This window comes from Rhodopirellula maiorica SM1, from assembly GCF_000346295.1.
In the GTDB taxonomy this organism is placed as follows: domain Bacteria; phylum Planctomycetota; class Planctomycetia; order Pirellulales; family Pirellulaceae; genus Novipirellula; species Novipirellula maiorica.
This window is the reverse complement of sequence record NZ_ANOG01000250.1, coordinates 1-20,809: the sequence shown is the minus strand read 5'-3', so window position 1 is coordinate 20,809 and position 20,809 is coordinate 1. Positions and strand designations below refer to the sequence as shown.

The following is a 20,809-nucleotide window of genomic DNA, read 5'->3' as shown; positions in this document are numbered from 1 at the left end:
TTTCCCATTCCCCCCCCTTTTTCTTCCTTCCTTCCCCTTTTCTCCCAAACCCCCGTCCCCTTTTCTTTTCTCTTCCGTCGCGAAAGAGGAGTCGTTGCAGGGCTCAACGGAAAGCACCCCACTGTTATCGATCTGACTCCGTAGCGGCAGGGATGTCCAGCACCTCCGCGCCGAAACAAGATCGCTTCGAGCCGGCCCGATCCGGATAACGCGTCTCCCATCACGATCCACTATGGAATGTCGGGTGGTCCGCACCTGTCATTCTTCACTTGCCGTACACCAGTGGTTTGTCATGCTGGTCGATGAGGACCAGCGTTCCATCATCTGTCAACGCAACATCCTTCAATTGGCCGCGTGCTCTCATCAGAGGCTTCAGTGCGGGGCGGCGACGTGTTCGTTCGTAAGTCGGAACGTACTCGGTCGCCGGTGACCACCATGACAGTTGTCCCTCACGATTGCTGACCAGCCAATCCTCATCCATTCTTCCGTGCACCCAATGCGATTGCAGTTCGTCGAGTAAGTGCCCGGATTCGATGTCATAGACTGCGACACGGTACAAATGGCCGACGACTATTCGTTTACCGTCGTTAGAAAAAAGACGCCAGGATGTTCGGCATCGAGTGGGCCGCGGGTTTCCACCGTTTTCAAGGCACGTTCGTCGTCGGGGTCCCAAACCACGATGCGGCCCGTATGTGCCAGCGCGATCCGTCCCGATTGACTATCAGTGTCCATGGCTTGAATCATCGAAATCAAAACGGTCCCGGCTTTTCGTGAGACTTTGGCCAACTCCGTCAACCGTTGTCGTGAGTGAACGTCGTAGCTTCGGAGCGCATCCTGTTCGGCGACCATCAACTGTCGCCCGTCTTCAGAGAACCGAACGCAATTCGATCGACGGTCGATCGTTCCTGGCCAGCGATTCTCGCCATCGGGATCAAAGTAGTCTGCAACCGGATGGCCTTGCGTCACGGACCAAACCTCTGTCTTCAATTCCTGCCCCACCAACGCGATCAACGAACCATCGGGCGACAAGCAAACGTCCTTGATATGGCGTGTTCTTGGCTCGAATGCTGTCAGGCATTTCCCATCGCTGACGTTCCAGACGTGAACGTACTGGCCGACGGCCGCCATTTTCGAGCCGTCTGCCGAAACAGTGACCAATGACCACGCCAATTGCGATTCGGCAGTCGGCTCCGAATTCGTCTGAGGGCGGGGCATCGGCCAGAGACGTGAACCATTATTGAATCCGACCGTGACTACGCCACTCTCTCCCGGAATCGCTCGAATGCAATACGCAGACTCGTGATGCCCGACAAAACGAGTCGACCCTGTGTCACGATCCCAAATCAATATCTTTCCCTTACTCGTTAATACGCAGTATCGATTGCTGTCGTCAAATCGGTCGATCGCCATGACGGGTTCGAGCCCCGTGTCAAGGTTCGCTTCCTGGACAAATTGACCGGTTTCGGAGGACCAAGTTCGCACGGTTCCGCCGGTCAGTCCGACGATCCAATTGCCGTCTGGGCTGGCGACCACATAAGTCGGCTTCTCCGCGAGTGGAGATCGCATCTGTTGGTCCAGCGACGCGGTGTCGTGAATCGAAATAGCTTGCGTCTCTGCGATGGCGATGTATTTTCCGTCGTCGCTGACGACCGCATCGACGACCTTCACTTCATCAGGCACCAATGGGCGTGCCTCTCCGGATTGCAAATCCACCCAATGAGCATTGGGGATGTTGCGTCCTTCCGGCGTCCGCTCCCCTATTGCCACAAATCGCTGGCCGTCCGGATGGAACGCGATCCGGTCCCCGTTGATGCTACGGTCAGTTGATATCGGCACCAGCACGTCGTCAGCTAGACGCAACACTTTCATTGGGCCATATGGAGAGCCGAAGGCGATGTACCGACCGTCCGGGGAATACCTAGCGCTGGTAAACAAAGTGTCGTCGTCCGACGGATCAATACGCCGCGTTTCGATAAGCGAAGCTCCTTCCAAGTCCCAGAACTGCACGTTAGGCCCGCTGGGGGCGACGAGGACCTGCTTGTCCGGATGGACCGACAATCGACCTCCGGCGCCGACGAGCAACCGAAACGCCTCCATCTGGGCACCCGGTGCATGCAGAATCAGTCGCCAATCCTCTTGTGCTCGCGCCGGCGAGACCTCGGTCGATGGAACGATCAGATCAGGCCTGGGTAGATCCGGTTGGGGATCGAACGACGGCGATTGTGCGACTTGATCAACCGACTGTCTCGCAGTGGTCGATTGTGCCCGGGCCAACCCACTCGTCGCGCCCCACTCTGGTCGCACCGTGGACGCGTCACCGCGGAAAAATGAACGGCTCAGCGGATACAAAAACGGGAACGCAAGGAGCAATCCCACCAGCAGGATTGACAGTCTCACCGTTTGCGACATGGAGTGCTTTCCGTCGATGCCATTTCAAACCTCGTTGGCGCAAGTCTTGGCGACTTCCGCCGCAATGTTTTTGAGTAGAGCGGAAAAATAGGGTCCGTGGTAACTTGCTCGGTCAAGGGTCGCCGCGATTCTTCCGATCGCATACGTAGCTGACGAACTTGGTCGATCGATTCGCGAGACAAACTGTAGGTCTTGCGGCCATGTTGGCAGACGTGTTCCTCGATCGCGATTCCTAGTTGACGCAGCCCCGCGATGTCGCGGCGGACCGTTTTCTCACTGACGCCGAGCGTAGCCGCGAGCGACTCGATGGTCTCGTCGCCCCGCCCCAGCGTAATCAATCGCAGTAATTGTGGATGACGCTTCCGCTGCGTTCCCATGCTCATCAATTCAAAACCTCGCCTTCCGCCGTCAAAACTCCTCGATGTAACCTCGCGCTGCAATGCGTTTCAAAATTCGCACTGGAGTGAATATAGCAAGTGTTTTGCTGGCGGGGGGCGGGATGGACAGCATGTGTCCAGAGTGCCGGCAAATAAACGGAAAACTCGCTGCAATCGCGTTCAATTTGCCGCGAACGCCGGAGAGATTGGCAAGTGCGGCGTTTGTTTGCTCGGTATTTTGAGAGAGGCCTGACCGGCGGTAGGTTGACGGCGTCGGCATCTCAGGGGCTCTGGTGCGGTGGAGATTGGGGACCGCGAGCAGGCCTGCACCGGGGTTAGGTCTTGTGTGGGGTTTGGCCTTGTGTCCGGTGTTTCAGAGCAGGAGCAGAAAGAGCTGCTCCTTTTGTGCCGGAGGCTTGCCTACGCTGTTTATGACCACATACTCCAGACGCTATCGCGGCTGCGGGCCGAAGCCGAGCCGTTTGCCGAGTCCAGGCGAAGCGTATCAAGCGGATTGCGATCCCCTTTTCCTCGCCTGCAGGTCGTGCCGTTTTTTAAGTTGAGTGATGCTTCGCCCTCCCAGCTTGGAGACGGCTGATTTAGTACGACATCACCGCTCTTATTATTAGCCGTTCGGGCACTAGCCAGGCCGCTGGCCCTTTGGACTTATCGTGATTTTTGGTTGCGCGGCTTTTCTGCCATCTCTCCACCAACTTTGTCGGTGGAGAGGTAACTGCAGGATAGGCCGGAAGAAATACTCACCCATAATATCCGAAGCAACACGAAAAATTTAGCAGCCTGAGGCTATCGCCAATGCGAAATGCTTCACAGCATCTCGTAGCGGAACCCGTCAAAGGCTTGTTGAATTAGTGAGCCGTGACGCGTAAGCGGCCGGGTCCCGCGCATTACCCGGTGCCTTACGGCCCACGGCTCACAGTTGCGATTTGCATTTCGATTAAATCAACTGTCGTTTCGAAGCCACGGTCAGGATGGCGGCGAATAAGGACAGCAACAAAACCAGCAATGCGGTCTGCCAAAACGAAACGCGATGCTGCAAAACAAAATCGAGCTCTAATTTGAGAGGCTCGTTTTCGGCAACTTGCACACTGCGACTGAATGTATAAACAGCACCTTCTTCGGGCAGGCTGATGATGATCGCTTGTGCCGCCGGATCCGTGGTGTGTTGATGCTCGACCAACCGCCCCGCAATCTGCCCGAGAACGGCATTGTCTTCGCTGCTGTTTCCGCGAAGGAGTTCGCTGAGCTGTTGAGGATGAAAATTCACTTCATCTTGATGCAGGATAGGGTTGTCCGACGCCGCTTCACGAAATTGGGGGTTATCGGCGAACATAATGTCACTCGGTTTATTGTCGAGATAGAGTCGTTGACGGCGAGTATTTAAACCGACAATGGCTTGCTGCGTCTGTAGATTTTCAAGCTGCACACGCGCGTCTTCGTTCGACGCGGCATCCAGTGCGTATTGGTTGGCGACACTGCTGAGAGCGCGGCGAGCTTTGGCTTGTTCACCGGCCTGGATCAATTGATTGGCTTGCTCAAGAAGCTTGGTCGCCTGCTGTGCTTGGACTTGTCGCTTGCCGCTACTTTTCGACAAATAGGAACTACGGTTGTATTCTTCCTGATTGGCTTGCTGGACCAATTCCAGATTGCCGTCGTGGTCGATCAGCTCGAATCCCTTGGGGGCGACGACACTCCACTGAATGTTCTCGAGTGGTACATTCATTTCAGGGCTGGCGAGGGTCAAGTTACGAAGATCGTTTCGGCGAGCAGGACGATCACTCGCAACTGAATAGACAAAGCGAACTTTCGCCGTGCGGTCGTCGATGCCCGGCAGAATGTAAAACTGCCACACGTTGCCGTCGTTGCCCTGACGCCCATCGCCGCCCAGACTTCCATTGCCGCCCAGTCGAATCGAATTGACGCTTTCGCCATTGACAAAAATACTGAATAGCTCGCCACCCTCAGGCAATCCGACGCTCAGGCTGCTGCGCTGGATGACCTCGATGGTTGCATCGACCGCAGTGAGTTGATTTCCGCTCGGCGACAAAACCGTGGTAAACGTGCCTTTGGCCACACGAAGTTTCAGTGCGTCTGCCAATGAATGGCGTTTGACAACGATACGCAGCGAATTTGCAGGGGGCACAGCGCGTAGCACAAGCGCCGGCGCCGTCCGGTTTCCCGCATCTCGCAATGTTTGGGGAACCGTATTCCAATCCGCTCGCTGCCAGCTTTGGGGCAGTGGATCATGCTCCAATTCGAACCGACCGCCGGCACGAACGCCAAAATAGTATGACAACTGGCGTGCATCGGGGAATTCAGCGGGTACCAAGACTTCGTTTTCTTGTTTCGAACTTGCACCTGATGGAGTTTGACCGTTTGTGGACGGGCTCTCGCGATCGCCGCGGCGTTCGTATTCAATCCGGAATTGGATTTTTCCGATTACGTGACGTTTAAACTGAACTTCCCAAACATCTGAATCGGGGGCCGTTCGTACAAAATCGCTGACGATGTCACCACTGGCCCGCAACGTCTTGATCTCGTCCTCGTCGGCAATCGGCAATGCGACGGCAAGCGTACGAATCGAAGCGTTTTGCACATCGAATTCAGCGATCAAGGCAGAACGTGTCTGGCCTTCACGCAAGGTGATTTCATGTAGCACTTGCCCGGTCACCCACGGTTCGAGTTTTTCGATCCCCAGCACCAGATCCCAATCACGCTGTAACAAACGAAAAGCCAGCGAGCCCTGAACTTTGCCGCCCATGCTGCGTGGGTCGGTCTCCGATACATTTTGGCGTGACACTGTTCTGAGCCGAATGCCCGTCGTGGGCCGGACCACCAACTCACCGGTTTGACGCGTTGCTTCGTTCAACTCAAATCGTGGCAGCTTCCAATCGCCGGGATCATTTGGCGCCGTTCCAGATAACGTCAACGAGAAACTCTGCGAACCGATCGTTTTGCCATTCAAGTGGAGAACGATTTGTCGCTGGTCGCCTTCGCTGAGTTCGGCCCAGTGGTGCAGCGAAGCGCCCGAGAGCGATTCGACTTCGAGCCCATCAGGCAACGGAAAACTTAATTGGAACAAGCCGGTTCGGGTAATCTCCGCTGCGAAATTGATGCCTAAGACCACCCGTTCGTCCCCGAGTGACAGCACTTGCTTGCTGATCACGCGAACTTCGGACTCCACAGGTGCCACACGCAACGTCAATTCTCCGCCTTCGGAACCGTACCGATAAACCCGATGCAGCACCACCTGCTTGTTGAGGATCAAGCTCGCGTCAAAGTCGGCCAAATTGACTGCCGACATTCCTTGCGAATCCAATTTTTCAGGTTGGGCATCGGCTCCAAACGCAATCGCCACCAGCCCGACTTCGCCGCCCGCGTCCGCGACTCGCAGTGGAGACAGGGTGACGTCTGAGGGCAGCGAATCGAGGCCACGCTGCGTATCAATGATGACGTCGAATGGATTTGACTGAGCCGGTTCGATTTGCAATTTCAACCGCCCCTGATCGGCATCGAACTGCCACGAACCGACCGGGCCGCTCACGGCGCTGACCGTCAGTCCTTTGGGAACTAGCACGGCTAACTCGCTCAACTGACCTTGCGAAGTTCGCAGATGAAGACGATGACGGCCATCAACGACGCCCGGACCTGGCAGATACAGATTCGAGGTTTCCACAAAAAAATTGGTTTCCTCGAGAGTGACATCACGAGCCTTCGGTTTCAGGATGACACTGGCTTCCCCGGTGCCAAGTAGCAAATTCACCTCGGTAGCCTGGTCGTCGGAATCGACAGATTCCACTCGCACCGCGGTGGGGCTAACGACATCCCACCCCGCCTCGTCGTAGCGGAGATTGATTTCCCGAACCGCAGCGATGCCCGTCAACACAGGCACGCCATCAAGCGGCTTGACCGCTTCGAGCCGATACTCGAATGTCGCCTTATATTCGGTCGCCTCGTTTGGCTGCGAAACCTCTTCTACCTCGGACGTATCATTGTTAACCGGAATGCTGATGATATAGCTCAGGCCTTGGCCGGGCACATCTTGTTTCGACAGACGCAAACCTTTGCCATCGAAGCGAGTCAGTACGGCTGGCATTTCCAACAGCAGAAAACGATCTCCCGGTTGCCCCGACAATGTGATCGTTCCCGTTGCGGTCAGACGCGAATCTTGATGTGTCATCCGCCACTGTTGTTTGATCGAATCCGCCGCGTCAAAACCGCTGGGGTCCGCTGCCGAAACGGAAGAGCACGCGAATGAAAGAACCAGGGCGAACAGAATGATGATCGGCGTAAACGTGACGCCGGGTTCCGCGTCGGGACCATCGTTTCCATCCGATTCCATTTTTGTCGTCGGCTTCTCGGCGATGTTTCGCAGCCAACGCCCCAAACCGCGGGTCGAGTCAAGCGCCGGCCGAACGAAGACCAAAACCAAAATCCCAACAGCAAGCAGGACATAAAACCAAGGAGCTCCGCCGCCTTGCATCAGTATCCCCAAAGCGATTAGAAACATTCCAATCCAGCGGCTTATCATTCGAACACTGGCATCGTCATGAATAAAAGACCAGGCAATCGCGGCGACGCCACCCAACAGTGCAACGAGGCCGATCCATGAGAGATCGACACGCCAAAGCGGTGTGTTTTGGACGTGAAGCCGAATGGTTTCCCCCGCCGACAAATTTGGAAGACTTAGCTGCAGTGGAACCGGCGATCCTAACTGTGCAAACGCCGTGCTCGCAGTGAAGACCGACACCCCGATCGCGATGGCGATACTGAGCAAACCCAACACAGGCCAAGCTGCTGACTTGGCACACGCCCAAATTCCGATGCCGGTGAATAAGCCGATCAGAACCAAGGGGACCATGCCGTGCTTGGCCACCCAATCAAATCCGGATGCCCGAGTCACAGGTACGGATGGAGTAAAGGTCCCGCCGCGGGGAATCAGCACGCGTTTCTCGTCCCCAACAATGTTCCACTGTGTTTTCAGTACCGGCGCGAAGACGATTGGCAGAGTCAGTTCGGGATCCGATTCATCGACGGTCGGTTTGCCCAAGCTAAGCCGGACTTCGATTGGAATGTTGGGATTGATTCCTCCGGGAAGTGGAATCAACGTAGCGTCATCCGCTTGTCGGGCAGTGGCAACTTGACCATTGACGGAAACTTTCCAAAGACGCACCGGATCGTCCGGCAGCTTGACCCTCAGCGTGCGTTGTCCCCGCGATTTAACATAGTAGAGCACGTCGGTGACCAATTCGCCGTCCTGCGAAACACGACTGTTGACCTCCGAAAACTCAACCACCTGAGTCAATGTTGTGCCAGGTTGGAACCAGTCGACTTTTAGATCCAAAGCAAACGGACGATCGGTGTATTGCCAAGTCCCCAGCGGCGGCGCGGTGCTGAGCAAACGGAATTCGGCAGGTAACTCCAACGGATCAAGTTTCAGCATGTCGTCGGAAACGGAGACCGTATTCATCTCCACTTGCATGGGGCTAACAACTTGGATGTAGCCACGTTCGCTCTGTACGCCCAGCGGTGCAATCTGTCCGGCTTGGAAGGAGCCTTGATTTTCGTCCGGTTTTTCTTCGAACGTCACCAACAAGGTGTAGCCTCCCATCACGGGCTGGTGCAGAGAAACAATCAGGACGTCGTCTTCTCGACGCCAAGTACGAACGTCCTGCCCATCGACCATGACATTGCCTAGCGCCGGGGGCACTACAATTTTCCATTCCGACACCGGAGCGCCGGTAACGAAGTAGTTGATCAACGCGCTGCCATACACCGTTTCTTGGCTCAGCGAATAAAGATGAAACACATCGGCTTGCACACTCCGTTCGAGTAGTTCGACTCGCATTCTGGCTGACCATTCAGGTTCACGGATGCGAAAGGTTTGTTGTAGGCCTGCGGTCGGTTTGGGAAAGTAGGACAGCGGTTTTTCTACCAACAACTCCGTTTCTTCGATCGTGATCCGATAACCTGCACCACCGATGATTCCGATATCGCCGCGAACCGCTTTCGCACCGGGGAATTCAATTCGTGGCAAAACCCAATTCCCAGCGACCGCAGCCTCACTTTTTTCAAGATGCAACGAAACAAGCTGGCGTCCCTCAACGTCCTGATCAAACATGACTTTCAAGTTGCGACGGCTATCCACGATCTCCGTCGCAGCGATGTAGTCCGCAACGTTCGCACCAGTCACCGAGACGATGGAGTAGTCGGCTGGAATTCCGAAATCCCACTCGCGAATCGGCGCCTCGCGAATGTCGAGTTCAATGTCGGCTTTGATCACTCGGTCGGCTTCATCCAGCTGATACAGCACCAGTTGCGAGATGCTGACTTCGGGTTGAATACGATCCGCCGCAAGGGTGAAATCGTGGTCCGCCGAGGGGAAACGATAAACAAAAACCTGCCGTGCCTCGATGGGTTCACCGGGAAATTGCTCCGGTGCCAACTGAGTCAATCCACTTAGCCCCGTGGGCTCGACACGCACCGAGCCCAAATTGGAAAGACGCAGAAAACCGGAATGCCGGATCGCTCCCATCGGATTCAGCCGTAACCCTTCGACACGCACTGGAAACGCACCAAGCGGCGTTTGGCTACGTACCCTGATCTGGCTCGTCCCCGCAATCGGTTGGCTGAGAGTGATGTCCAATTGTCGATCTTCGGCTTTGCCACTCACTTTCCAAGCAACGACCTTGTCACCTTGAACGTCGAGTATCTCTCCTGGGCCCCGCATCAAGATGCTCAAGCTCTTCAGCTCACCTTGCAGCACTTGGTAGTCGATCTGATGATCTTGACGCAGTAGTCCCACACCCACTTTTGCTTCGACTTGACCAGTCGTGGTGAAGAACAACTTTCCATCATCCGTCTTCCGTGCGGTCTTCCACTGCAACTGAGCGTGACCGGTTGCAGGCAAAAAACCCAACCACTTATCTTTGTCTCGCAGTGGCACAACCGATTGTTGATCACGATGAAACACAAGATCTGAGCCGAGTCCGCTGAGTGTGATGGGGACAACGGTGCCGGCAGCGATCGTAAAATCGATGCGGTGCCCATTACTGTCGGGGGCAAGCAACGTGGCGACAAAGTTGAGTGTCACGGGATACGTACCAGCCTTGTCAAACACAAGTTTGTAAACCGGACGTTCATTGTCATTCGAAAGACGTAGTCGATAGTTGGCATCACTCGGCACTTCACTAACGGCGGCGTTGCCGGAAAGGATTATAATTCCCTCGTTATCCTCGGTAACAACAGCGGTGCTGCGAAGCTGAAGGCCAATCGACTCGCCATTGGAGTGCATCGTCCCCTGCAAATCCGTGTCGATTAGTTCCACGGGTGCCGGAGACACACCGCTACGACGGAGCGAAAGTTTCAGTTGACCGCCGGTCGTGGTTTGAAATCGGTCTGCGTCGCCTTCACTGTCGAGCGGTGCAAAACCAGTGGCGACCGTGACGGCCCCCTCCACTGCGGGATCGTACTGAATACGGATCGACGAATTGAACCCAACCGATTCACCCTGAGTGAGGTGAGTCAGTTGGATCTCGCTGGGAAGTTCATATTTGGCTTCGGGCGAGCGAATGGAGATCACCGCATTTGCATCCGAGACGTCCTCTTTGAGATGCAGATCAAGGAATCGCCTGGCCCCGACTTGACGCACGGACCACGACTCAGTGCCATCGCCAGCGACGGCGGTCACCTGTCCATCGCCGCTAAGTCCAAAACTTAATCTCTTGGCAGTCCCCTGGATCACTTTGATGGCCAGTTGAACCTCTTGCTCGACGTGGTCGGTTTCTATTTGCACGACCGCATCGGCCGTGGCGGTATAGAAGGGAGGCAAGATGGGCAAATGGCCGCGAGCTTCGACAACAATCGTGCCGGTACCATCAGCACCAATGGAACTGTTGATGCTGGCTTGCCGCGAATCGTCCTGAGCGAGACAGGGAAGCATCAACATGCTCGCCAAACAAGCGAGTCCTAGCAGAACCATCGTGCGGGTGTGCAGCAAGGTAGTCGTTTTCATGAGGGGATGCTCATTGGAGTGGATTTGCTCAAGATCCTCTGCCGTTTGGCGAGAGGGTCGGGCGCGGTAGCGGATAGAGCGCTTTGGAACCGAGACTTACTCTCCGACCACTTGCCGAGCCTGTTGAATCATCAATTGCAGCTGAGCAACTCGATCGGAATTACGACTTTGCTCGGGCAATCCGGCGATCAGATTGGACAACGTTTTTAGATCGACGTTTTCCGCTAACGCGTCGCCGCGAAGCTTTGCCGCAAACAAAGCAGCAGAGCCCGCGATGCGAAGTGACGGCGTGGCTCGTTCCAAACGTGGGGCGTTGGGTTCGTAGGGAATCGGCCAGCGATTTTCGATCATTTGCCCCGACGATAGATCGCGAAATCGCACCGACACGGAACCGACATCGCCTTCGCCGTCCGGCTTCGCTTCGAATTGATACAACGCCACACCTGCTTCGGCCGCAGCCATTTCGGCCGCATCGATGTTGTCGTCGCGAAAATCTTCTTGCTTCAGACGATGTTTTTCGAAGCCCAGCAACTTGTACCGGCCCACTCGTTTTGGATTGAACTCGACCTGGACTTTGACGTTCTTAGCCGACGGCCGCAACGCACCGGCGATCTGTCGGGCAAACCCATCATCAGCGGCTTCAAGCGAATCGAGCAAGTAGTAACGACCGTCGCCTTTGCGAGCGAGGGCTTCGAGAATTTCATCGTTCAATCCATCGGCGCTGATCCCCGCCGCATCAAAAGCAATCCCTGCGACTCGCATCGTGGTAATCATCTCCGATAGACGTTCGGGGTTGGCATCGCCAAGATTAACAGCTCCATCGGTGAGCAAGATGACCCGATTTTGGGCGCCGTCAGTGTGTTGTTCCTGAGCCTTTTCAAAGGCCAATTGCAACGCCGATTCGAGATTGGTGCCTCCTTCACTGGGCAATTTGTCTACAAGTTCAACAAGCTGACTCGATTGGTCTCCGCTGACCTTGTCGGCTAACAGTCGCGGCTGACGAGCGAAGCTGATCAGAGTGACTTGATCGATTGTTTTCAGTTGTTGAGCTAGCAGGGCGAACGCGCGGCGTACTGTTTGTTGACGATCGATGCGTTCCATCGACCCCGAGTTGTCGAGCAAAAATGTCAATCGCAGCGGCGTTTCGCTCGCCCGTCCCTCCGCAGCGGTTCGCATCGAAACCCGCAACAAGTTCCGTTGTTGCAAGAATGGATGAATGGACTGTTCGACGCGGCATGCGACTTTCTCATGTCGACTTGGCATTGGATCGCCATAGTCAAAAGCATTAACGAATTCTTCGATCCGCACCTTGGCTGGCTCGGGCCATGATCCGCTGGCCAGCGCTGCACGAGCTAGCTTGAAGGAGACGTCGCTGATGTGCAGCGAGAACGTAGAGAAGGCTTCCTGGGCGGCATTCTTTTCGTCGAGCCCAGCAGGTGAAACGATTGGGGCAGCGGTTGTTCTAGCTGGCTCGTTCGTTTGCAACGCTCTCTTTTTGTCCAACGCGATCGGCGGTTTGACGTACCGATAGACAGTGCCTTGCTTGTCGTCAGACGACCTGCCTAAACGCTCAAACACTTCATCACTTTTGACTGCCTTGCTCTTCTCGCGTGGTGTGGGCAAGGGATCTGCCGCGTCAAAGCGACTGTACCTGTCATTCTCTGCCCATTTACGGGCATCTCCTCGATCCATATTCATGTCCAAATCTTTTCCGGCGATCGGTGCATCGTCGGAGAAGCCTTTCGAGAACTGCAGTTCGATGCCCCCGTCTAACTTTGACGATAAACCGTCTGTCGAAGACATTTGGCCTGATTCCCCAGCATCACTGTTTACGGCCCCGCCAAACCCGATTCGCCCTGGGCGTGTGGGGAGATCGCTGAAATCCACGTCGGCTGTTTGTTCGGGAAACGTTTGCCATGATTCCTTCGTCCGCAGCCCGCGTGCGGCAGGTTCGCTCGCACTCAGCGGCTGCCCAACTGAACCTAGGTCTTCCATGCCTAAGCCTTCAAGGGATGAACTCACACGCTTACTATCGTTGGCACTCGGCAACCCAAAATACTTTGCTTCCGATTCGAAGGAGGACGATGTTCGGAACCCTGATTCGTCGCCAAACTCAACGGCAGTGCTACTTTTGACGCCTTGTGGAATGAGAGCCAAGTCATCAACGGTAGGCTGAGCCAACTCAGAACGACGACCACTCTCTCGCTGTCGTGACAATCGAGTCACGCTCTCCGTCAATTCTCTTTCACCCAACTTTTCTACTTCTTGTGATAATTTGAATTCAGGACTTGTTGGGAAATACTGGACATCGTCCTGCAAGTAGTAGGGGGTCGGCAGCGACTTGTTGGTACTGAGGCTATCTTCGATCGCCGCAAGAGCTGACTTCGAGTTGTTGCTGTAGTCCCTTTCCTGATCGGCGATGACCGCTTCGAAACCAGACACAGTGCCTCGCTCATACGACGATTCCAGCGGATCGACGAAGTGGTCGATGCTCGCGGGAGCCTTCTCAGTCCGGGTAGCGACCCGCGCATGCTGGACGCTTGGCACTGCCATGCTCAGGCCAAATACAGCCACTAGCAGCACAGCAGCCACCTTGAACACGTTGCTCAGAATCCTGCGACGATTCCTGCGACGAATACTGACAGCATCGCTGGGCTGAGTCCCCAACTTGCTGGCCCCCCGAATCTCTGGCAACTCGTTCGTCTGGCCGCTTATGAATGCCAGCACTGCATTGCGTTTTTCTGCTGGCAATTTCCAATGTTCGTCCGTGGTATCCCATTCACCCTCGCCGACGTCTCTCATCAATCCGTGTACATTTTCGATTTTGTTTTTGAAGGCAGCGAGTTCCGCGTTCTCATCCATCAGACGCTGCAACTGATCTCGTTCGAAGTCGGAAGCTTCGCCCAAAACGAGCGCAACGATGCGTGCTTCGAGCTCCGGATCGATCAACGGTTTGTTTGGTTCGTCTTTCATGAATTTTCATCGATTCCGAGTGGACGCAATTTGCCGGCCAACTCTTTCAAGATGTGGTGCAGCCGGTAGCCTACGTTGCCAATACTGAGACCTGTTTGGGCACTGATGTCGCGATACTTGAGATCCTTGAAATACTTCAGTTTCACCAGTTGGCGATCGGTCTCGTCAAGATCCTCGAGCATTGTTCGCAGCGTTCCCGTCGCCTCCATTCGCAGCACCATTGCCTCGGGCGATTCCACTTCGCGAGCGGACGTTTGCGTTGTGGCGTCGTCACCGCCTAGCACTTCGCGGCGGTGATCGCGGACGTGGGTATAGACGCGATTACGTACGCTGCGGAACAACCAAGCTCGGGGCGACTCGATTTCGTCCCAGTGGACATGCAGCTGCAAAAATACTTCCTGAACAATCTCCTCGGCCACCGCACGGCGACCGCTCAGAGCGAATGCATAACGCAGCAGCGGCGTCTCTTCGCTGTCAAACAACGTCCGTACACTCAGCTCCGTTTCAACACGGGACTCAGTCTCATCATCCCTGCTCGGCTTGTAGACTCGGGGAGTCGGTTTCAACATTCACTCGATTCGCTGCGTCTGGCTGTCCTGAATCACGACGAGTTCATCTTCTCAAAAGGAAAGACGCGACACCGTTGGGTTTATTAGAGAATTTTCGCCAGTTTTCTCGAAAATGCGGTTTAGAGATGCTTTCAAGCCGATCTGCTTTAAGGGCAGGTTGGCCAACCAGGAATCGTTCTGCGGCGACCAATGGCGATTCAGGTTTGAAAGGCGACAATCCTGCTGCGATCAAGTCAGCGTTCATGAACTCGTCGCAGTTCGCGTGTCGCAGTAGGTAATCTTACGGAGTCCTGATAGCTGCGGATTCTTCAGAATCGCAGTATAGTAAAGAGTCATCTAAAATTATCAATTTTGGCTAGGTTCGTTTAACCACAGCCAGCAAAAATAAGGATTGTAAACATGAGCAAGGCCCCCACCCTGACTCTCACCGCACTGATTTTTGTCGCAATGACGATCGGAGTGCATTCGGCAGCGACCGCCAAAGTGACTTCGAATCCGAACATCGTCATCATCTTTGCTGACGACCTTGGCTACGGCGACGTCGGTTGTTACGGAGCCACAAAGATCGCCACGCCGAACATCGATCGTCTGGCAAGCCAGGGCATGAAGTTCACCGATGCCCACTCCGCGGCCTCGCTGTGTTCGCCGTCGCGTTACGGTTTGCTCACAGGCCGGGCTCCCTGGCGGTTGCACAGGAAAGGCAACGGCTATCGACTCAGCCCGGGGCAAATGACGCTGGCGGCTTTTCTAAAGGACTCGGGTTACACATCGGCAGCCATCGGGAAGTGGCATCTGGGCTACAGCAAGGATTGGAACAAGCTGCCGATTACGGGACCGCTCGAAGTCGGATTCGACTACCATTTCGGTGTGCCGCAGAATCACAACGATTCAACAAGGGCCTTCATCGAGAACCACGACCTCGTCGGTCGCAAACCGGGCGAAGCCTATCGCATCGTCAAGGAACGCGACTTTCCCGAGGGGCTGGCGGAACCTCGCGTCGAGGATCAGGTTGATAGCACGTTGACGAAGAAAGCGGTCGAGTTCATTCGCCGGAATGCAGAGAACCGATTCTTGCTGTACTTCACCCCCTGTGCTCCGCACACCCATGTAACGCCGGCCGCAACGTTCCGTGGCACGAGCGACGCGGGACTGTTTGGTGACCATGTCCAGGAACTCGATTCACACGTTGGAACGATTCTCAGCACACTCGATGAGCTTCGCCTCACCGAAAACACGGTCGTGATTTTCGCCAGTGACAATGGTTCAACACCAAAGGATTTTAAAGGAACAAACGGCGTTCGGCTGAACCTCGCTAACGATTCCGGTGACATCCGCAAGAAGTTTAAAACGGCCAAAGAGGACGCTAAGAAATTGGGGCACGTGACCAATGGCCCGTGGCGTGACGGCAAAGGCTATGCTTACGAGGGCGGTCATCGTGTCCCATTGATTTTCCGCTGGCCAGGCAAAATCGTAGCGGGAACGTCGTCGGCATGCACGACCAGTCTGACCGACCTGTTTGCGACCGCTGCGGACATCGTCGATCGAGACCTACCTGCGGAGGAGGCCGAAGACTCGTTCAGCCTGCTGCCCGTGTTGCTCGGAAAGAAGGATCAGATTGCCGGTCGCGATACCGTCTTCATCCTGGGCAACGGCAAAGACAGCTCCGTCGCCGTCTGTACCGGGAAATGGAAGTTGATCGTTCGCTACGGCAGCGACCAAGATCTGGGGCATGAGCTCTATGATCTGACCGAGGATCCGGGAGAAGTCAAAAACCTCGTCGACGAGCATCCCGAGATCGTGAAACAACTGGCTGCATCATTCCAGCGGGCCGAAGCCGAAGGGCGAACGCGTCCCTGATATCCTGTTCGGAACTAGGCAAGTAGACAGAAATCATTGGATGGAATCCTGATGGTCGTTTGGGAAACGCTGTGAAACATTTTGTAGCGGCAGGGCGCGCGCCCAATGCCATCTACTTTGGCACTCAACGGATGGCGTTTGTAGCGGTGCGGCGCGGGGCCCGCCCGGTCTAAACCGAACGTTTTACTCGCCTCAACCGGGCGGCTCGGGCCGTGCCGCACCCAAATTCGATGGCATTGAGCGTTAGTACCGGTTGATTGTCGGAACCGTGCGTAGTTCGCTGTTGATTTAGTCGTACGATGGACTTCCTAGTCCGTCGAATACACCAATGACAGACGAGACACGCCAGAAGGAAGGACGTTGTTTGACAAGGCGATGGGAATACTCGAGCGAGCAAAAGATGCGAATGAGATTGATGGAGCAATAACAGCGTTTGAGTTCTTTGAGGAGTTCGCAACTCCTAAGATAATTCCTGCTTTACTTGGACGATCAAATACATAGGAAAGATTTAATGACTTGGTGTTTTGCAAGACGGCAACTCGACGATACACGTATGCCGATCGAGGTTTCTAGGCAGCTGCAAGAAGATTTTGGAAAAAAGGCAATAGCATCGGTGGCTTTCCCGACAGCAGATGCCCGGGGACAAGCTTGGTACGGCTTTAATTTCCGTTTGAAAGACTGCCGACTCCTTTCATTTGATTGCATTCGTCGGTGGTGTGATATCGTGTCAGCTGCGGCGGATGACCGAAAGAATCTCGTCATCGTCCGTCAGACTTGGTTGGATTTGGGGAAATCGAAGCAAGCGAGTCGGCTCATGCCTACTGGGCCAGATGACGAGTTCTCATGTAGTCGGCGGTTTACGATCAAACCTATCGGCAATCCGAAGAATTACTTTACGATCGAGTTAGATGTTAACGATTATCGAAAACCGCCTTTTGTTCTTGCGTTGCAAACTCCGTTTCGGTCTGTCTGTGGACTTGATTCAATAAGATTTGCTTTTTGGAACAGCGTTCGCAAAAAACTCAGCTGTCTTGGAACTTTAGAAGTCATTGGAAACCAGGACAAGTTTGATGGATGCCATCTTCCAGACTCTGAAGATTGGACGTTTCGGCTCTTCCCATCAGAATCGGAGATGGACCGCATCACCGTGACCCAACAAAGTGCCTCGAGTGCCACGGAAACACTCAGTCAAATTTATGATTTGATCGAATCATTGTCTGCGGAGTTTGAGTTCGCCTCCGAGAACGTGTCTTTCTACCGAACGCCAAGCGAATTTGAACGCGACTCATCTCGGATGTATGAATCGTTTCGATCTTGCGATTTTGGTTTCTGCGGATTTTATCGGGAAGACTTTTCGGAGGACGAAATCAGGAATAGTCTTCCTAGTGAAGGTTACTGGCGATTGCCGTTACTCGAAGTTAAACTCAGGGGCAACCCGCACGACGTGGGTATCAGTTTTATCAAGACGGCGGACGAGCAATTCCTCGAATTTGATGCACCGTCCAAAAAGCTGCTAGATCGTGTACTGAAAGAGATTCCGTGGCGAGATCAGCTCGAGTTTTGGACCGGTGAAGCCGACGAACGCTGGGGATTGTTGGCTCTCACGCAGTCGCTCGAATCTCCGGCGTCATCTAATTGCGAGTAGGCAAAGAGTCTTTCAGGTCATAGTGAAAGAGCTTGGTCGCATTAATAGAAAAGGGGAAGGGGGTTTAATGTGGCTCTTGTCAGTACGGTGGCGGTTGGACCGCTTCTGTTTTTGGTTTCTTCCTTGGCTGGCCTCGTGGTTGGATTGTGAACCAAATGCCATTTCGTTCGCAGGTTTCTTCGATCCACTGTTGAGAACCAAAGGGGCGTCCGCGCGTGGTGCAGAGTCGGACAGCGTGAAAAAGTGCGCGTCATCTTCGACTTCGAAGCTCTTGAACGGCCCTTGGTAAAGATGCCCGTGACCGCGGGTGTGATGGTGCGCATGGCATCGAAGTGTGTGCGTGGAGGAGAGCCATCCGCACAGCCTGCCCATCGCGCCGTCTTTTCGCGGCCGTAGAACTAAGTGCCAATGGTTTGGCATTAAGCAAAACGAAAAGAGATCCGCGGGGTATTTCCCAAGGCCTTCACTGAGCGTTCTCAGAAACGCTTCGTAGTCTTCAGGTTTGTGGAAGATCGCTTGCCGGTTGTTACCACGATTGATGGCTTAATAAATCTTTCCCGCTTCATCCGGCTGCTTCGTCCTGGTCATCAAAGGCTCTCGCCGCGTGTCTCGGTCAGTCTTGAGCCAACCTACCCACTATCTGCAGCCATTAAAACCCCCTTCCCCTTTTCTCTTACAACGACATTAACATAATCGCATCTCGCGGCGGGCAAACGTACTTCGTGCAAGCCGAAGCAACCGTGGCGGCGTTCACTGGTGTGAAGGACTGCAACGCCCTCATGAAGGCGGATCTCGATGAGTTACCCAAATTTGCAATTTTAAAAGCGGTGAGCTGGAACAAAAAAGCCGAAAAGCATGACGGCTACGCCTCACGAATTTGGATTCACAGCGATGATGTGGAGACATTGCCGAAGAGAGTTGTGGAGCATATTACGCAACTGGGTGGCACTGTGGAGTACTTCGCTTGGCCAGGCCTGTGACGGGCCTCAAGTGAACCAATGTGATCTGGAAGCGTAAAAGAGGCTTCCGTCAACTTTCCCTTAACGAAATCAAATTCATCAAGATGCCTAATCTTCTATTTCAGAGTAAGCCGTTTCCGCTCGATGCATTACCTCGTATCGTCGAGAAGATAATGACATCCGTGAGAATAAACTCAGATTTAAAGTTGTGGTCCTGTCATCTGAACGGAGAGGGTTCGCTTGAGGGCAATGTAACGGTTTCAGGTGCGGTTCCCCGTCCCGTCTCTCTTAATAACTTTGATCCCGATTTTGATGAGGAAGTTTTAAGTATCACCAGAATTTCCTCGCCGCTGTCCTCGGAGGTGTTGGCGAAAGAATATGTCGCATCACTAAAAGACATTATCAGTTGGAATAAAAAGTTGCCTGATATGGTGTGCAAGATGTCTTTTGTGGAAATGTCTGTTTGGGCTTTAAATCTGTTCATAACCAACCAGAAAGCTCCGGACCAATGGCGATGGAAGTGGCATCTCTACAACTATCTCAATGAGGATTCGCCGGATCTAACAGAGCGATTGCGTATTGCAAACATCATTGCAAATGCAATGGGTGCTCCATTTGGCGACACATCGAATCGATTCATTGCTGATGGGAACAACATGCTGTTTGAAGGAACCGAGAACCAGCGTCTTAAATGCGATGGCGGATTGGGCTTTTCCAAGAACCCGCAGGAAACCAAAAGTTTATACCTGGATTTCTCAGCGGAAGAACTGCCGTTGATCGTTACTGGCGTCTGCAGTTTGATCGAGCAAACGGCAATCTCCGCCATGGTCCGCGTAGAGTCCATCCACGAAATGAACAGACATGACAGTTGGAGGAAGTTGTTTGCACATCCTGACGGCTATTACATGTATCATTTTGATGGAGAACTACGAAGCGAAGTGATTGATTTCTTCAGCGGTGCAGATGTTCCACCGCCAATCGGATTCGTTCCATTCGGAAACGTTTCGTTTAGGGGCGAATCAAAGATTGAAACAAACCTGTCCTTCGATCTAAATGAGCAGCAAGCTTGGTTCTATTTATCGTTTGGTTTTTGGGACAGCCCAGACCTTCACGCTGTCTCGCTGAATGATGCGAACGCATTCCTCACAGCAACTGGACTATCCGAATTCGTTGATGAGTCATGTATAGTCTTCGGCCAACCAAGAGCGTCAACAACATAACCCTTGCATTCGTTAAGGAACCGTTCGGAAATAACTTCGTCATTTTATGGACGGAGTACATAGTTGAACTGGCCCAGGACTTTGTCGCGGATCATCGGCTCATTTTTGCGGAACGATTCGGTCGCCTTCTGTCCTGATCGATAAGCCTTCCTAGCCAATTCGCATATAACTTTTAATCCAACGGTGGTTGTCACGCGGGAGAATAGCAACTGCATCCAGTCTAATGATTCAACCAGTCTGCGACTGATGGCACGACTCAGGTGGCAAAACAGTCGGTGATCAATCGGGTTGTACTTTGAGCAGTACGGAGGTGTCAGTTTGCGCTCAAACAGTACCAGTGATTGGCGCCTCAAACGGTACCAGTTGATCCCACACCCCGGTCCCTTGTCCGATGGTGGGTTTTCACATCCGAAAACCCACCGACGAGGGCCTCATGGCGAATCAATAGCGATGGACAAGTCCTTAGCAATCAACAACTTACGCAATGCCGGATATTCTGAACGACGGATCGCAAAGACTCTCAGCGTCTCCCGCGGGGCAGTTCGGCGGCATTTGACCAGCGAAAGCTCAAACAGTACCAAAGCGCCAACGACTCCGAGCGATACAGCGCCAACCGGGCCTGCGGATTCAAACAGTACCATAGCGCCAACCGGGTCTCACCGGCCTCAAGCGACCGATGCGGTGGCAACCGGTAACAGTCAGTGCGAGCCGTTTCGCGACATCATCATCGAGAAATGCCAAGCCGGTCTATCCGCCCGCCGCATCCAA

At 54.1% G+C, this 20,809-nt stretch carries 13 protein-coding genes; 5 read left to right on the top strand and 8 right to left on the bottom strand.

Annotated elements, in window-relative coordinates; all coding sequences use genetic code 11:
• Nucleotides 1-265 precede the first annotated feature (265 nt).
• The 6 genes from RMSM_RS07740 to RMSM_RS07715 all read right to left on the bottom strand — a co-directional run bounded on the left by RMSM_RS07740 (nucleotide 266) and on the right by RMSM_RS07715 (nucleotide 14,360).
• A complete protein-coding gene (locus tag RMSM_RS07740) occupies nucleotides 266-559 on the bottom strand; it encodes a hypothetical protein (RefSeq protein ID WP_008693854.1) in 294 nt (97 codons plus the stop codon).
• A gap of 11 nt (nucleotides 560-570) precedes the next feature.
• Nucleotides 571-2,409: a WD40 repeat domain-containing protein gene (locus RMSM_RS07735; protein ID WP_040764729.1), complete on the bottom strand. Its 1,839-nt coding sequence runs from the start codon at nucleotides 2,407-2,409 to the stop codon at nucleotides 571-573.
• Nucleotides 2,394-2,792: a helix-turn-helix domain-containing protein gene (locus RMSM_RS42415; RefSeq protein WP_008693850.1), complete on the bottom strand. Its 399-nt coding sequence runs from the start codon at nucleotides 2,790-2,792 to the stop codon at nucleotides 2,394-2,396. The genes RMSM_RS07735 and RMSM_RS42415 overlap by 16 nt, the downstream gene beginning before the upstream one ends.
• 949 nt (nucleotides 2,793-3,741) lie before the next feature.
• Nucleotides 3,742-10,818 carry a DUF308 domain-containing protein gene (locus tag RMSM_RS07725; RefSeq protein WP_008693849.1) on the bottom strand — a complete coding sequence of 2,359 codons (7,077 nt, stop codon included), beginning with the start codon at nucleotides 10,816-10,818 and terminating at the stop codon, nucleotides 3,742-3,744.
• Between the two features lie 96 nt (nucleotides 10,819-10,914).
• On the bottom strand, nucleotides 10,915-13,791 hold the full coding sequence (locus RMSM_RS36565; RefSeq protein ID WP_008693848.1) for a vWA domain-containing protein: 2,877 nt from the start codon (nucleotides 13,789-13,791) through the stop codon (nucleotides 10,915-10,917).
• Nucleotides 13,788-14,360 carry an RNA polymerase sigma factor gene (locus RMSM_RS07715; protein ID WP_063870204.1) on the bottom strand — a complete coding sequence of 191 codons (573 nt, stop codon included), beginning with the start codon at nucleotides 14,358-14,360 and terminating at the stop codon, nucleotides 13,788-13,790. Before RMSM_RS07715 ends, RMSM_RS36565 begins: the two co-directional genes overlap by 4 nt.
• Before the next feature lie 399 nt (nucleotides 14,361-14,759).
• Between RMSM_RS07715 and RMSM_RS07710 the strand changes: the two genes are divergently transcribed.
• Both RMSM_RS07710 and RMSM_RS07705 read left to right on the top strand, forming a co-directional pair.
• Nucleotides 14,760-16,217, top strand: a complete 1,458-nt coding sequence (locus RMSM_RS07710; RefSeq protein ID WP_008693844.1) for a sulfatase family protein — start codon at nucleotides 14,760-14,762, stop codon at nucleotides 16,215-16,217.
• A gap of 553 nt (nucleotides 16,218-16,770) precedes the next feature.
• A complete protein-coding gene (locus RMSM_RS07705; protein WP_008693841.1) occupies nucleotides 16,771-17,862 on the top strand; it encodes a hypothetical protein in 1,092 nt (363 codons plus the stop codon).
• A gap of 12 nt (nucleotides 17,863-17,874) precedes the next feature.
• Here the strand turns inward: RMSM_RS07705 and RMSM_RS38255 are convergent, their stop codons facing one another.
• On the bottom strand, nucleotides 17,875-18,342 hold the full coding sequence (locus tag RMSM_RS38255; protein WP_315850135.1) for a transposase: 468 nt from the start codon (nucleotides 18,340-18,342) through the stop codon (nucleotides 17,875-17,877).
• Nucleotides 18,343-18,584: 242 nt separating this feature from the next.
• Between RMSM_RS38255 and RMSM_RS07700 the strand changes: the two genes are divergently transcribed.
• On the top strand, nucleotides 18,585-18,842 hold the full coding sequence (locus RMSM_RS07700; RefSeq protein ID WP_008693838.1) for a hypothetical protein: 258 nt from the start codon (nucleotides 18,585-18,587) through the stop codon (nucleotides 18,840-18,842).
• 83 nt (nucleotides 18,843-18,925) lie between these two features.
• Nucleotides 18,926-20,041 (top strand): hypothetical protein, encoded by a 1,116-nt coding sequence (locus tag RMSM_RS07695; protein ID WP_144057464.1) that lies wholly within the window; start codon nucleotides 18,926-18,928, stop codon nucleotides 20,039-20,041.
• Nucleotides 20,042-20,085: 44 nt separating this feature from the next.
• Here the strand turns inward: RMSM_RS07695 and RMSM_RS43740 are convergent, their stop codons facing one another.
• Nucleotides 20,086-20,394 carry an ISAzo13-like element transposase-related protein gene (locus tag RMSM_RS43740; protein ID WP_160168253.1) on the bottom strand — a complete coding sequence of 103 codons (309 nt, stop codon included), beginning with the start codon at nucleotides 20,392-20,394 and terminating at the stop codon, nucleotides 20,086-20,088.
• Between the two features lie 97 nt (nucleotides 20,395-20,491).
• On the opposite strand from RMSM_RS43740, the gene RMSM_RS42410 reads away from it, so the two are divergent.
• Nucleotides 20,492-20,809: hypothetical protein (locus RMSM_RS42410; protein WP_040764727.1), on the top strand; the 318-nt coding region annotated here is incomplete at its 3' end.

Bases quoted from the DNA above. Each gene is read 5' to 3' on its own strand.
- RMSM_RS07735 (WP_040764729.1), bottom strand. From the start codon at position 2,409: ATGTCGCAAACGGTGAGACTGTCAATCCTGCTGGTGGGATTGCTCCTT.
- RMSM_RS42415 (WP_008693850.1), bottom strand. From the start codon at position 2,792: ATGAGCATGGGAACGCAGCGGAAGCGTCATCCACAATTACTGCGATTG.
- RMSM_RS07725 (WP_008693849.1), bottom strand. From the start codon at position 10,818: ATGAAAACGACTACCTTGCTGCACACCCGCACGATGGTTCTGCTAGGA.
- RMSM_RS36565 (WP_008693848.1), bottom strand. From the start codon at position 13,791: ATGAAAGACGAACCAAACAAACCGTTGATCGATCCGGAGCTCGAAGCA.
- RMSM_RS07715 (WP_063870204.1), bottom strand. From the start codon at position 14,360: ATGTTGAAACCGACTCCCCGAGTCTACAAGCCGAGCAGGGATGATGAG.
- RMSM_RS07710 (WP_008693844.1), top strand. From the start codon at position 14,760: ATGAGCAAGGCCCCCACCCTGACTCTCACCGCACTGATTTTTGTCGCA.
- RMSM_RS07705 (WP_008693841.1), top strand. From the start codon at position 16,771: ATGCCGATCGAGGTTTCTAGGCAGCTGCAAGAAGATTTTGGAAAAAAG.
- RMSM_RS07695 (WP_144057464.1), top strand. From the start codon at position 18,926: ATGCCTAATCTTCTATTTCAGAGTAAGCCGTTTCCGCTCGATGCATTA.